The following is a 12,865-nucleotide window of genomic DNA, read 5'->3' on the forward strand; positions in this document are numbered from 1 at the left end:
GATGCGGGGGAGGGGCAGGCTACGGTGGACAAGTACCTGAGCCAGAATCAGCAGCCGTGATTGGCTTCGAGGGCTTCTTCGCGGGTGAACCCGCTCCCACAGGTTCAGCGTCAACTCGAAGCCCGCGCAGTACCTGTGGGAGCGGGCGCGCCCGCGAAGCAGGCGATGCGGTGGATGGCACCGGCTTTGCCGGTGTTCGCGGGCCTGCCCGCTCCCACAGGTTCAGCGTCAACTCGAAGCCAGCGCAGTACCTGTGGGAGCGGGCGCGCCCGCGAAGCAGACGACGCGGTGGATGGCACCGGCTTTGCCGGTGTTCGCGGGCCTGCCCGCTCCCACAAGTACCGCGTGATCTCAAGTGCGACACCGTCCCTGTGGGAGCGGGTTTACCCGCGAAGAGGCCGTTGCAGGCGACACAACATGGTGATCACTGCTGATTCGCCGGCCGGTGATGAGTGAGAGGCGGCAATGGAAGTGTTACCGCACATTCCCTTTGCTTGAAACGCTTCCCCGACACCGGTAGTCTTTGCCCGCTGCTGTAAATCCAGCAGCCGGGTTTGGTAGCCCGCGATCAATCAAGGCGCACAAGCGCCCGCTCTGCGATACAGTTGGCGCTTTTTTGTGCCCGGCTGTTTCGTTTTATGGCGGCTGTGCGTAGGGCGCCTCCGTGCGCGCCGGTTTCCTTGATTCCCGGTCTACCAACCTGCGTACAGCCGTCACCATCTCGTTTGGTAGCGATTTGTGGCGGCTCCAGTGAATCAAGGAGCGACACAATGACAAAAGGCTTACCCGATCCTCCCGTACGCGCCACCACGGCGTCCTCCAGTTTCTCCACGTGCGAATGTAGCCATCCGCCGTTGTTTGCTGTGCGTTCGGGGGTGGACTACGAAGATGCGCTGGTACATCTGTCCACGCTGCTCAAAGGCGCGTTTGCGACCAATCTCAAGGCACTGGAGCTGGCCAAGGGGACCTGTCGTGATCTGTTGTTGAGCAATGACCATGGACTGGATTCGGCCAAGGCGGTGGTGGAGGCGTTGCTGGATGGGGTGGAGAGGCAGCAGCTGGTTGGGCGGAAGACGGTGCCGGGTGTCTGACGAGCGTTTGGGCTTTGTTTGACTCAAGCGGCAGCCGTGATTGACCTCGAGGGCCCCTTCGCGGGTGAGCCCGCGAAGCAGACGACGCGGTGGATGGCACCGGCTTTGCCGGTGTTCGCGGGCATGCCCGCTCCCACAGGTACCGCGTGATCTCAAGTGCGACGCCGTCCCTGTGGGAGCGGGTTTACCCGCGAATGGGCCGGTGCCGGGTGTCTGGCGGGTACCTGGGCTTTGTTGAAATCAAGCGGCAGCCGTGATCGACCTCGAGGGCCTTTTCGCGGGTGAACCCGCTCCCACAGGTTCAGCGTCAACTCGAAGCCAGCGCAGTACCTGTGGGAGCGGGCGCGCCCGCGAAGCAGGCGACGCGGTGGATGGCACCGGCTTTGCCGGTGTTCGCGGGCATGCCCGCTCCCACAGGTACCGTGTGATCTCAAGTACGACGCCGGCCCTGTGGGAGCGGGTTTACCCGCGAATGGGGCGGTGCCGGGTGTCTGGCGGGCGCCTGGGCTTTGTTGAAATCAGGCGACAGCCGTGATTGACCTCGATGGCCTCTTCGCGGGTGAACCCGCTCCCACAGGTTCAGCACCAACTCGAAGCCCGCGCCGTCCCTGTGGGAGCGGGCGCGCCCGCGAAGCAGACGACGCGGTGGATGGCACCGGCTTTGCCGGTGTTCGCGGGCATGCCCGCTCCCACAGGTACCGTGTGATCTCAAGTGCGACGCCGGCCCTGTGGGAGCGGGTTTATCCGCGAATGGGCCGGTGCCAGGTATCTGGCGGGCACCTGGGCTTTGTTGAAATCAAGCGGCAGCCGTGATCGACCTCGATGAACCCGCTCCCACAAGGCTTGCGCAAGCTTTCAGATCTTGAACAATGCGGCGCTCCTGCGTGTCCCTTTACGTAAACGTCACCATATGCCACCTTCTACCTCAGCCTGATGACGGCCAGGGATTTCTCCCGCACACTGCGGAAAATTCCCAAGCCCGTTCCCCGCCATCTAGCGGGGCACAGCCGGAGTAGAAAATGGCGCGACAACTAATAACAAACGCCCACGATCCGCTGCACGAATCCCGCCAGGCCCGCCTGAGGCTGGCCAGCGAAGGCGAGCTGCCACTGGGCATGCTGCGCGACGAGATCGATGCCTCCTGGCGCCGCAGCCTGGGCCATGGCCTGGACTGCCTGCAGGGCGAGCAGGTCGGCCTGGGCCTGGAGCACGGGCATGACCTGCGCATGCTGCTGGAGCGCAATCGCCTGCTGGTCGACGCCGTTACCCCGGAACTGGACTACCTTGTCGCGCGCCAGGGCAAGGCCGGCATCGTCATCCTCGGCGACGCCCAGGCCAACGTGCTGGCCATCGAAGGGCAGAAGCACGTGCTGCAACGCGAGGGCCTGCGCGACCTGCACCCGGGTAGTTGCTGGAGCGAGTCGCTGCGTGGCACCAACGCCATCGGCACGGCAGTGGTGGAAGGCCGGCCGACCTTGATCAACTGCGGCGAACATTACCTCGACCGTCTCAGCCCGTTCTCCTGCACTTCGGTACCCCTGCGCGACCCGCGCGGCGAGGTGATCGGCGTGCTCGACATCACCCGTGAAGGGGTGATGGTGCAACCACAGGACAGCCTGTCGACGCTGATGCTGGCGGCCGGCAACATCGAAAGCCGCATGTTCGGCCTGTGCCATCCGGAGCAATTGGTGCTGGCCTTCCACAGCCGCCCGCAATACCTCAACAGCGCCTGGCATGGCCTGCTGGCGCTGAGCCTGGACGGTGAAGTGCTGGCTGCCAACGACAGTGCCTGCCAGCTGTTGCAGGTGCCGCGCCATGAGCTGTTGGGCCGGCGCAGCAGCGACCTGCTGGGTGAACGGTCACCGGCCTTCATCGCCCGCCTGTGGCAGGGCGGGGTGAGCAGTGTGCAAACGGCCAAGGGCGAGTTCTACTTCCGCGCCCTGCAGTTGCCGCGCCACGGCCGGGTCAACGGCAGTACGCCGGTGAGCAAGCCGGCGTCGGGCAAGCAGTCGCCGGCGCTCGACGCCCTGGCCGGTGGCGACCCGCGCCTGGCGCGCAACTTGCGCATGGCCCGCCAGGGGCTGGGCAATGGCCTGCCGGTGCTGCTGCTGGGCGAGACCGGTACCGGCAAGGAGGTTGTCGCCCGGGCCCTGCACCAGGCCAGCCCGCGCGCCGACAAACCGTTCGTGGCCGTCAACTGTGCGGCCATCCCCGAAGGGCTGATCGAGTCCGAACTGTTCGGCTACCGTGAAGGCGCATTCACCGGTTCGCGCCGGGGCGGCATGGTCGGCCGGCTGATGCAGGCCCATGGCGGCACGCTGTTCCTCGACGAAATCGGCGACATGCCGCTAGCGCTGCAGGCGCGCTTGTTGCGGGTACTGCAGGAACGGCGCGTGGCACCACTGGGGGCGGGCGACGAGCAGGACATCGACGTGGCATTGATCTGTGCCACGCACCGCGACCTCAAGCGCCTGGTGCAGGAGCAGCACTTCCGCGAAGACCTTTACTACCGGGTCAACGGCGTGTCGCTGCGCCTGCCGGCACTGCGCGAGCGCGATGACCTGGCGGCGATCATCCAGGGGCTGCTGGACAAGTCCGATGCCCGGGGCGTGACCTTGGACCCGGCCCTGACCGCGTTGCTCGAAGGCTTCGACTGGCCGGGCAACATCCGCCAGCTGGAAATGGTCGTGCGCACCGCACTGGCCATGCGCGAGGACGGCGAGCAGGTGCTGACCCTCGACCACCTCACCGACTGCCTGCTGGACGAACTGGCCAGCGGCACCGCGCCTTCCGGCAGCCTCAAGGACAACGAGCTGGAGCTGATCCGTGGCGCCTTGGCGCGCCATCAGGGCAACGTGTCCGCGGCGGCCGAGGCGCTGGGTATCAGCCGGGCGACGCTGTACCGCAAGCTCAAACAGTTGCGCGGCTGACGTGGGCGGCCTGTTCGCCCGGCTGGTGGAGTCCAGCGACCCTGTGCTCATGCGCCAGGCGTTGGCCTGGCTGTATGGTTTCGTGCGCCCCCATCGACGCGCCATCGGCCTGTTGCTCGGCTTGTCGCTGGGCGCCTCGTTGCTGGCGCTGGCACAACCCTGGCTGGTCAAGACGCTGATCGACGAGGGGCTGCTGGCCAAGGACTACCAGACCCTCTGGCACATGGCCGCGATCATGATCGGCGCGGGCCTGCTGGGTACCGTGCTGGCCGGGGTCAACCGTTACCTGCACACGCGCTTGTCGGGGCGCATCCTGTTTGCCCTGCGTGACGACCTTTACCGCCACCTGCAGCAGCTGTCGCCGACGTTCTACGGGCGGCGGCGCATCGGCGACATCCTTTCGCGGCTGGATGGCGATGTGGCGGAAATCCAGCGCTTTGCCGTGGATTCGCTGTTTTCGGCGGTGTCGGCGGTGATCGGCCTGGTAGGCGCGGTGGTGTTGATGCTGATGCTGTCGTGGCAACTGTCACTGCTGCTGGCGCTGCTGGTGCCGATCGAAGTGCTGTGGCTGCGCTGGATGCGGCGCAAGGTGGAGCGCGAAGTACGCAACCTGCGCGAACGCTCGGCAGATGTGTCGTCGTTCCTGGTCGAAACCCTGCCTGCGATGAAGTTCATCCAGGCCGCCGGCCAGCAAGGCCGCGAGGCGGGGCGCCTGGACCAGCTGGGCCAGGGCTACATGCGCCAGCTGCTCAAGGTGCAGGTGACCGAATTCTTCACCCAGGCCATCCCCGGCACGCTGACCTCCTGGTGCCGCGCCTGCGCGTTCCTGGTCGGCGGTTGGTGGGTAATCCAGGGCACTTGGCAACTAGGTGCGCTGATCGCCTTTTCCACCTACATGGGCATGGCGGTAGGGCCGGTGCAGAGCCTGCTGGGCCTGTACGTGGCGGTGCAGCGCATGGCGGTGAGCCTGGGGCGGGTGATGGAACTGAAGCAGGAGGCCGTGGCCGTGCGCCCGGCAGCCAACCCGCAGCCGATGCCCGACGGCCCGGGCGAATTGCGCCTCGAGGGGGTGAGTTTTGCCCATGAAGGGCGCCAGGGCGCGGTGCTGAACGACGTGCAGGTGTGCGTGCCGGGTGGCCTGAAGGTAGCCATCAGCGGTGCATCGGGGGTGGGCAAGTCGACCCTGATCGACCTGCTGCAGCGCTTCTACGACCCGGACGCCGGGCGCATCCTGCTGGACGGCACCGACCTGCGCGAACTGGACCTGGCCGCGCTGCGCCGGCGCATTGCGGTGGTCAGCCAGGATATCGTGCTGTTCCGCGGCACCCTGGCACAGAACCTGGCCTACGGCGTGCCCGAGGCCAGCCGTGAGGAACTGGAACGGGTGGTGCGCCTGGCGCGGCTGGACAGCCTGGTCGACAGCCTGCCGCTGGGCCTGGACGGCCTGCTGGGTGAGCGTGGCCAGCAGTTGTCGGGCGGGCAGAAACAACGCATTGCCATCGCCCGCGCGGTGCTGCAGGCGCCGGCGATCCTGGTGCTGGACGAGGCCACCTCGGCGGTGGACGAAGCTACCGAGCGCGAAGTGATCGCGGCCATCGACCAGCTGTTCGCCGGCCGCACGCGCATCCTGATCAGCCACCGTGCTTCGACCCTGGCCGATGCCGACCTGCATCTGCAGCTGCACGCTGGCCAGTTGCAGGTGCTGCCCGAGGAGGTGATCAAGCATGGGCACTGACGTGCGTGTTGGCGTGATCGACAGTGGTTGCACGCCGGAGCAGGCCAGCGCCTTGCTGGGCGCGCGCCGCTTCTGGCTGGAGGACGGCCAGTTGCGCGAAGGTGACATGCTGCCCGACCAGCTTGGGCACGGTAGCGCGGTGCTCGCCGGCTTGCAGCGGGAGGCGGGGCCGGTGCCCGTGCTGCTGGCCCAGGTTTTCGGCGCCCAGGCCAGCACCAGTGCCTTGCAGGTGGCGGCCGCGCTGCTGTGGCTGGTGGAGGCGGGGGTTACGCTGGTCAACCTTAGCCTTGGCCTGCAGCAGGACCGGCCTGTGCTGCACCAGGCTTGCGCCGAGGCTTTGGCCGCGGGTGTGCTGTTGTGCGCCTCCAGCCCGGCCCAGGGCGGGCCCGTGTACCCGGCCAGCTACCCCGGGGTGATCCGGGTTACCGGCGATGCCCGCTGTGCACCGGGGCAGTGGTCCTGGCTGGGTACCCGGCAGGCGGACTTTGGTGGTTATGTGGGGGCGGGCGGCAGGGCGGGCGCGAGCCTGGGCTGTGCGGCCCTGAGTGGCAGGATCGCTGCGTTGCTGCGTGATGAGCCGGGCATGGGCCACCCGCAGGTTCATGACTGGTTGCGCCACCACGCGGCGTTTACCGGCCCCGAGCGACGAGGTGCCGGCCATGGCTGAGCCACGCATCGTGGTGCTGGGGGCAGGCCCTGCGGGTGCGGCCACGGCCATTGGCCTGCGGCGGCTGGGCTATGCGGTGACGGTGGTGTCCGAGTGGCGCCGGTTCGCGGCGGTCGAAGGGGTTTCGCAGCGGGTGCTGGACGGTCTGCGCCACGCCGGCCTTGGCGGGGCGTTGAGCCAGGCGGCGATGCCGGCGACTCGGCAAGTGCACTGGAACGGCCAGCAGCTGCACCTGAACCAGGAGTTTCTGCTGGATCGGCAAAGGTTTGACCGGGCGCTGCGCGACGACCTTCAGCGTGCGGGTGTGAGCGTGGTCGAGGGGCGGGTGCGTGAGGTGGTTCGCGAAGTCGGTCATGGTATTCGCCTGGACGACGGGCAGGTACTGCAGGCCGATTTCCTGGTCGAAGCCCGAGGCCGCCAGGCCCCGCTGGCTGCCGACCGCCTGCGCGGACCGGAGACGGTCAGCTTGCTGAATGTCTGGCAGGCCGCCCCCGGGGCGCCCGCGTCGGCAGTGGAAAGCCTGGCGGATGGCTGGGCGTGGATGGCGCGCCTGGAAGACGGCCGCTGCTACTGGCAAGTCACCCTGGACGCCGCCGGGCTGCCGGGCAAGGCCGGGTTGGCGGATTATTGCGCGGCCCGGCGAGCCGACAGCGCGCTGGTGGCCGAGCTGTTCGATGCCAGGGCATTGGCGCCGGCAGAGGTGCATGCGCGCAGCAGCACCGCGATTCTGGCCGGTGAGTGCGTCGGGCAGGACTGGATACGCGTGGGCGATGCTGCGATGGCGGTTGACCCACTGTCGGGCAACGGGATCTTCCAGTCGCTGTCTTCGGCGCTGCAGGCGCCGGTGGTGATCAATACCTTGCTGCGCAGGCCCGAGCGGACCGGGTTGGCGCGGCAGTTTCACCAGCAGCGGATCGAACAGCTGTTTTTGCGTTTTGCCCGGATCGGGCGGGATTTCTATGGGCAAGAGCAGGGGCGGGTGGGGCAGCCGTTCTGGGCGCGGCGGCAGGATTGGCCGGACACGCAGGCATTGCACGTGGCGGCGGACTGGAGCGCGGTGAGGGTCGAGCGGCGGCCGGTGTTGCGTGACGGGCTGGTGGATGAGGCCGAGGTGGTGGTGACGGCGGATCAGCCGTTGGGGGTGTGGCATTTGCAGGGGGTGGAGCTGGCGCCGGTGGTGCGGGGGCTGCGTAGCGGCCGACCTATCGAGGCAGTGTTGTCAGGCCTGCCAGGGGAGCAGCAGGTGATGGTGCGGCGGTGGTTGTTGGAGCAGGGCTTGGCTTGAGATTGCCGGGGCCGCTTTGCGGCCCTATCGCCGGCAAGCCAGCTCCCACAGGTTGCCACAGAGCCAGAGGCATGTGCTGTACCTGTGGGAGCTGGCTTGCCGGCGATAGGGCCCTTGAATCAGAAGAAAGTCCCGACGATCAACTGCATGTAGGTCCCGGTATCCCGCCCACCCAGCTGCGTCCCGCCATTGGCCGCGCTGCGTTCCGGCTTGTAGAACCCTACCAGTGGGCTGATCAGCAGGTGGTCGTTGACCATCCATTCCACATACAGGTCCAGCTCCCGCCCGCCCAGGTTGCCCTGGTCGGTGTCCAGCGTATCGAAGTCGAAGTACAGGGCGCCGACGGTCAGGTTGTCCCGTGGTTTGCCCTTCAGCGCCACGTGATGCACCTGGCTGTTGCTGTTGAACGGCCCGGCATAGTTGGCTGCCACCTCACCCTGGAACCAGGTGCCATAGCCACGGCTCAGGCCATAGAACAGCGGGTCGAAGTCTTCGGAAAAGCGGCTGTAGCGGTAGGTGGCGGTGGGGGACCAGGGCAGTTCGGAAAAGGTCCAGTTGCCTTCCAGGTACCAGGCGTTCTCCCGCCCGCCGGTTTTGTCCTGGGTCACGTACTCGGCGGCCAGCTCCAGGTCTTTCACCCCCAGGTTGCCACGCCCGCGCAGGCTGGCGGTGTCCATGCCGTCGCGGTGTTCCAGGCCCATGATCTGCGCGTAGCGCTGGTCCACGTCAAGGCCGCGGATCCAGCTCAGGCCGACGGTGCCGACGTCGGCGACGTGCTCCAGGTTGGCCACAGCCAGCGAGGTGTCGGCCTGGTAGTGGTTGTCGGACTTCAGCCACATCAGGTCGCTGCGCCAGCCTTGCTTGCCGCCCAGGCGCAGCACGGCGGTGCGGTCGAAGGCCTTGCGTGCGGCCAGGTAGTAGGCGCCGCCGCGGTCGAAGTTGGCGCCCAGGTCGACCTTGCCCAGGTTCACCGGGTCGCCCTGGATCAGGAAGCCGTCGCCCAGGGTCACCACCTGGCGGCCGCCGGAAATGTCCACGCCGTCTTCGCCCAGGGCCGGGAACAGGTTGGCCGAGCGCCAGCCCAGGTACAGGTCTTCGATGGCGGTGCGGCGCTCGTCGCCCAGGGTCAGGCCGGCGGCGTCGCCGTCGCCCCAGGTGGCGGAGCTGAGCAGGTTGAAGGCGCCGTAGAGCGCGCCGCTGTCGGCCAGGGCCTGGCTGCCGCTGAGGCCATATTTGACGTAGCCTTCCTGCCAGGCGGTACTGCCGGGCTTGCGGTTGCCGGCCAGGTTGAAGCTTTCGTCGCTGTGGAAGGCGCCGAACAGGGCTTCGAGGTCGGCGTTGAGGGTGGTGCCGTCGTGGTTGTACAGCTCGTAGGCCTGGGTGACCGGGGCGGCGAACAGCAGGGCCAATGTGCAGGCGAGTTTGTGCCTCATGGTGTGCTCCATGTTTTTGTTGTTGTTTTCGGGTTGCCTGTGCCGGCCTCTTCGCGGGTGAACCCGCTCCCACAGGGACCCCACAGTGTTCAGGCCTGTGGTGATCCTGTGGGAGCGGGTTTACCCGCGAAAGGGCCGGTACAGGCTGAAGATCAGAGCTTGATCAACACCGACTTCAGCTCGGTGTAGTGCTCGATGGCAGCCGCCCCCATCTCACGGCCGACGCCGGACATCTTGTAGCCGCCAAAAGGCAAGGCAGGGTCGAGGGCGCTGTGGCAGTTGACCCACACCGATCCCGACTTGATGCGTGGGATCATCCGGTGCACGGCGGCCAGGTCGTTGGACCAGATGCTCGCACCCAGGCCATAGGGATTGTCGTTGGCCATGCCGATCACTTCGTCGATGTCATCGAACGGCATCGCCACCAGCACCGGGCCGAAGATTTCTTCCTGCACCAGGCGGTGGCGCTGGTCGACATCGACGATCACTGTCGGCTTTACGAAGTAGCCCGGCCCGAAGCCTTCGCCACCGCAGGCGATGGTCGCGCCCAGCTCGCGGCCAAGCTCGATGTAGCCGGTGACGCGGTCCTGCTGCTTGGCCGAGATCAGCGGGCCCATCTGCACCGCCGGGTCCAGGCCGCTGCCCAGCTTCATGCCGTTGGCGATGCCGGCGATGTCGGCCACCACGTTGTCGAAGTGCTTGCGGTGCACGTACAGGCGGGACCCGGCACAGCACACCTGGCCCTGGTTGAAGAAGATCGCCGTAGCCGCGCCGGCGGCGGCTTCCTGCAGGTTGGCGTCGGGCATGACGATGGTCGGCGACTTGCCGCCGAGTTCCAGGGTGACGCGGGTCATGTTGTCCATGGCCGCCTTGCCGATCAGCTTGCCGACCTCGGTGGAGCCGGTGAAGGTCAGCTTGTCCACGCCGGGGTGGCGGCTGAGTGCGGCGCCAGCGTTCAGGCCGGTGCCGGTGACCACGTTGAACACGCCTGCCGGGTAGCCGGCTTCGTCCACCAGCTCAGCCAGCTTGAGCACGCTCAGCGGTGTTTCGTCGGCGGGCTTGAGCACTACGGTGCAACCGCTAGCCAGGGCCGGGCCGAGCTTCCAGCAGGCCAGCAGCAACGGGAAGTTCCAGGCGACGATGGCGCCGACCACGCCCACTGCCTCGCGCCGCACGAAACCATGGAACTGGTCGTTGGGCATCAACGGCATCGAGGCTTCGACGGTGCTACCCTCGATCTTGGTGGCCCAGCCGGCCATGTAGCGCAGGAAGTCGATGGCCAGTTGCACGTCCATCACCTGGGCAACGGCGGCGCTCTTGCCGTTGTTCAGGCATTCCAGTTCGGCCAGCTGGCGGGCGTCGCGCTCCATCAGGTCGGCCAGGCGCCACAGCAGGTTCTGCCGTTCGCGCGGGCGCAGGCGGCTCCACGGCGAATCATCGAAGGCCAGGCGCGCGGCGCGCACGGCGCGGTCGACATCTTCGGCCTCGGCGGCGGGCACTTCACCCAGTACCTCGCCAGTGGCCGGGTTGCGGAACGACAGGGTGCGACCGCTGGCGGCGTCCTGCCAGTCGGCGCCGATGCGCATCTTCAGCTTGCGTTCGAGAAAGGCGCGGGTGGCGGGCAGGATGGGCAGTTCGGAAAGCATGGGACGGTGCCTCTTGTCATTGGATGTGACAGGCATAGGCGCAATGGGCGTGCCAAGGTCGGTAGATGGCCGCAAGCCGTTGAACGGGTTGGGTTTTGTCCTGGTGCAAGGTTGGGATTGCAGGGTTGCGCTGTTGCACATTGAGACGGTGTGAGACGGTGGTGAAACAGTGGCATCAAGGGCCAATCGCCAGCAAGCCAGCTCCCACAGGTTAACCACTGCCTTGAAGGCCTGTGCTGTACCTGTAGGAGCGGGCATGCCCGCGAAGGCCTGCGCAGCAGGCCCTTGTCTCAGGATGAAACACCCTGTCGCGAAATGGCACGCTGCAATTGGCCATGCCTGCTGCTGGCCAAGGCCGGAAAACCGGCTAAAAGGTTGAAATAAAACACTTTTACATCACCTGGCACAGTTCCTGTATCACAACCGTCACATGCACACCTGCTGTACCAAAGCGTGCGAAAACGATAAGAACAACAACCGTGGAGGTCTGACCTTGAAGACGACTCGACTCCGGCGGCATGCGGGCAAACTGGCGCTGGTCGCCGCCGCGCTGCTGAGCACCCAGGCCATGGCGGCCGAGCAGGGCCCGAGCCTGTTGCAGAACAAGTGCATGGGGTGCCATATCCCCGAAGGCAACGACACCTACAGCCGTATCAGCCACCAGCGCAAGACGCCGGAAGGCTGGCTGATGAGCATCGCCCGCATGCAGGTGATGCACGGCCTGCAGATCAGCGACGACGACCGCCGCACCCTGGTCAAGTACCTGGCCGACAAGCAGGGCCTGGCGCCCAGCGAAACCGATGGCGTGCGTTATGCCATGGAGCGCCGGCTGAATACCGTCGAGCAGTTCGATACCCAGCTCAGCGAAACCTGTGGCCGTTGCCACTCCGGTGCCCGTGTCGCCTTGCAGCGGCGCCCGGCCAAGGAGTGGGAGCACCTGGTCAACTTCCATCTCGGCCAGTGGCCGTCCCTCGAATACCAGGCCCAGGCGCGTGACCGCGACTGGCTGCCGATCGCCCTGCAACAAGTGGTGCCGGACCTGGCCAAGCGCTACCCGCTGGAAAGCGCGGCGTGGGCCGAATGGCAGAAGGCCAGGCCCAAGGCCGATGCGCTGCCGGGCCAGTGGGCATTCAGCGGCCACATGCTGGCCAAGGGCGATGTACGCGGGGTGATGAGTGTCACGCCTGACCAGGGTGACACCTTCAAGGTCGAGGTCAAGGGCGCTTATGCCGACGGCACGCCGTTCAATGGCAGCGGTTCGGCGATCCTCTACAACGGCTATGAATGGCGTGGCAACGTCAAGGTCGGCGATGCCAACCTGCGTCAGGTGTTCGCCGCGCTGGATGGCGAAATGAAGGGCCGCATGTTCGAGGCCGAGCACGACGAGCGTGGCCTGGACTTCACCGCGGTGAAGGAGGGCAAGGCGCGCCTGCTGGCGGTACAGCCGGCGTTCATCAAGGCTGGTGGCGAAAGCGAGATTACCCTGGTCGGCAGCGGCCTGGCCGGCAAACCGGACCTGGGCACTGGCGTGGAAGTGACCGAGGTGCTGGAGCAGACCCCAACCCTGGTACGGGTGAAGGCCCGCGCCGCGGCCGATGCCAAACCCGGCCAGCGCGAAGTCGCCGTAGGGGCGCTCAAGGGCGTCAACCTGGCGGTGTACGACAAGGTCGAGGAAGTGAAAGTGGTGCCGGCGTTCTCCATCGCCCGCATCGGCGAAAACGGCGCCTCGGTGCCCAAGGTGCAGGGCCGCTTCGAGGCCGAAGCCTGGGGCAAGGACGCCAATGGCCAGCCGCTGCGCATCGGCTACCTGCCGGCCAGCTGGAAGGTCGAGCCGTTCAACGAGCGTGCGGTCGAGGACGAAGACGTCAAGTTCGCCGGGAAGATGCAGGCCGATGGCGTGTTCGTGCCAGGCGGTGCCGGCCCCAACCCGGAGCGCAAGATGATGACCAACAACGCCGGCAACCTGAAGGTCATCGCCACCCTGGCCGACGGTGGCCAGACTGGCGAAGGGCACATGATCGTCACCGTACAGCGCTGGAACAACCCGCCGCTGCCGTAACGGCAGGGGGCTTACGGTT

8 protein-coding genes are annotated in these 12,865 nt (G+C 66.7%); 6 read left to right on the plus strand and 2 right to left on the minus strand.

Annotated features, from left to right (window positions below):
• Nucleotides 1-854 precede the first annotated feature (854 nt).
• From CAG22_RS19010 to CAG22_RS19030, 5 genes are all read left to right on the plus strand, one after another.
• Nucleotides 855-1,091, plus strand: coding sequence for a hypothetical protein (locus CAG22_RS19010; RefSeq protein ID WP_015270586.1), 237 nt, complete (start codon nt 855-857; stop codon nt 1,089-1,091).
• A 1,019-nt stretch (nt 1,092-2,110) separates the two neighbouring features.
• The gene (locus CAG22_RS19015; RefSeq protein ID WP_085705949.1) at nt 2,111-4,021 is read left to right on the plus strand and encodes a sigma-54-dependent Fis family transcriptional regulator; all 1,911 of its coding nucleotides are present in this window, start codon (nt 2,111-2,113) and stop codon (nt 4,019-4,021) included.
• A 1-nt stretch (nt 4,022) separates the two neighbouring features.
• Entirely contained in the window at nt 4,023-5,756 is a 1,734-nt protein-coding gene (locus CAG22_RS19020; protein ID WP_085705950.1) for an ABC transporter ATP-binding protein, read from the plus strand.
• A complete protein-coding gene (locus CAG22_RS19025; protein WP_085705951.1) occupies nt 5,746-6,423 on the plus strand; it encodes a peptidase S8 and S53 subtilisin kexin sedolisin in 678 nt (225 codons plus the stop codon). The genes CAG22_RS19020 and CAG22_RS19025 overlap by 11 nt, the downstream gene beginning before the upstream one ends.
• Nucleotides 6,416-7,708, plus strand: a complete 1,293-nt coding sequence (locus CAG22_RS19030; RefSeq protein WP_085705952.1) for an NAD(P)/FAD-dependent oxidoreductase — start codon at nt 6,416-6,418, stop codon at nt 7,706-7,708. Before CAG22_RS19025 ends, CAG22_RS19030 begins: the two co-directional genes overlap by 8 nt.
• A gap of 119 nt (nt 7,709-7,827) precedes the next feature.
• On the opposite strand, the gene CAG22_RS19035 is transcribed toward CAG22_RS19030, so the two are convergent.
• Both CAG22_RS19035 and CAG22_RS19040 read right to left on the minus strand, forming a co-directional pair.
• Nucleotides 7,828-9,141, minus strand: a complete 1,314-nt coding sequence (locus tag CAG22_RS19035; protein ID WP_085588470.1) for a hypothetical protein — start codon at nt 9,139-9,141, stop codon at nt 7,828-7,830.
• A 152-nt stretch (nt 9,142-9,293) separates the two neighbouring features.
• Nucleotides 9,294-10,787, minus strand: a complete 1,494-nt coding sequence (locus CAG22_RS19040) for an aldehyde dehydrogenase (protein ID WP_085692472.1) — start codon at nt 10,785-10,787, stop codon at nt 9,294-9,296.
• Nucleotides 10,788-11,280: 493 nt separating this feature from the next.
• Between CAG22_RS19040 and peaA the strand changes: the two genes are divergently transcribed.
• The gene (gene peaA, locus CAG22_RS19045; RefSeq protein WP_085588474.1) at nt 11,281-12,846 is read left to right on the plus strand and encodes a quinohemoprotein amine dehydrogenase subunit alpha; all 1,566 of its coding nucleotides are present in this window, start codon (nt 11,281-11,283) and stop codon (nt 12,844-12,846) included.
• Nucleotides 12,847-12,865: the final 19 nt, after the last annotated feature.

Origin of the sequence: Pseudomonas sp. B8(2017), assembly GCF_002113575.1 — a bacterium.
In the GTDB taxonomy this organism is placed as follows: domain Bacteria; phylum Pseudomonadota; class Gammaproteobacteria; order Pseudomonadales; family Pseudomonadaceae; genus Aquipseudomonas; species Aquipseudomonas putida_Z.

Excerpts from the sequence above, each read along its gene's own strand:
- CAG22_RS19015 (WP_085705949.1), top strand. The coding sequence starts at position 2,111 with ATGGCGCGACAACTAATAACAAACGCCCACGATCCGCTGCACGAATCC.
- CAG22_RS19025 (WP_085705951.1), top strand. The coding sequence starts at position 5,746 with ATGGGCACTGACGTGCGTGTTGGCGTGATCGACAGTGGTTGCACGCCG.
- CAG22_RS19030 (WP_085705952.1), top strand. The coding sequence starts at position 6,416 with ATGGCTGAGCCACGCATCGTGGTGCTGGGGGCAGGCCCTGCGGGTGCG.
- CAG22_RS19035 (WP_085588470.1), bottom strand. The coding sequence starts at position 9,141 with ATGAGGCACAAACTCGCCTGCACATTGGCCCTGCTGTTCGCCGCCCCG.
- CAG22_RS19040 (WP_085692472.1), bottom strand. The coding sequence starts at position 10,787 with ATGCTTTCCGAACTGCCCATCCTGCCCGCCACCCGCGCCTTTCTCGAA.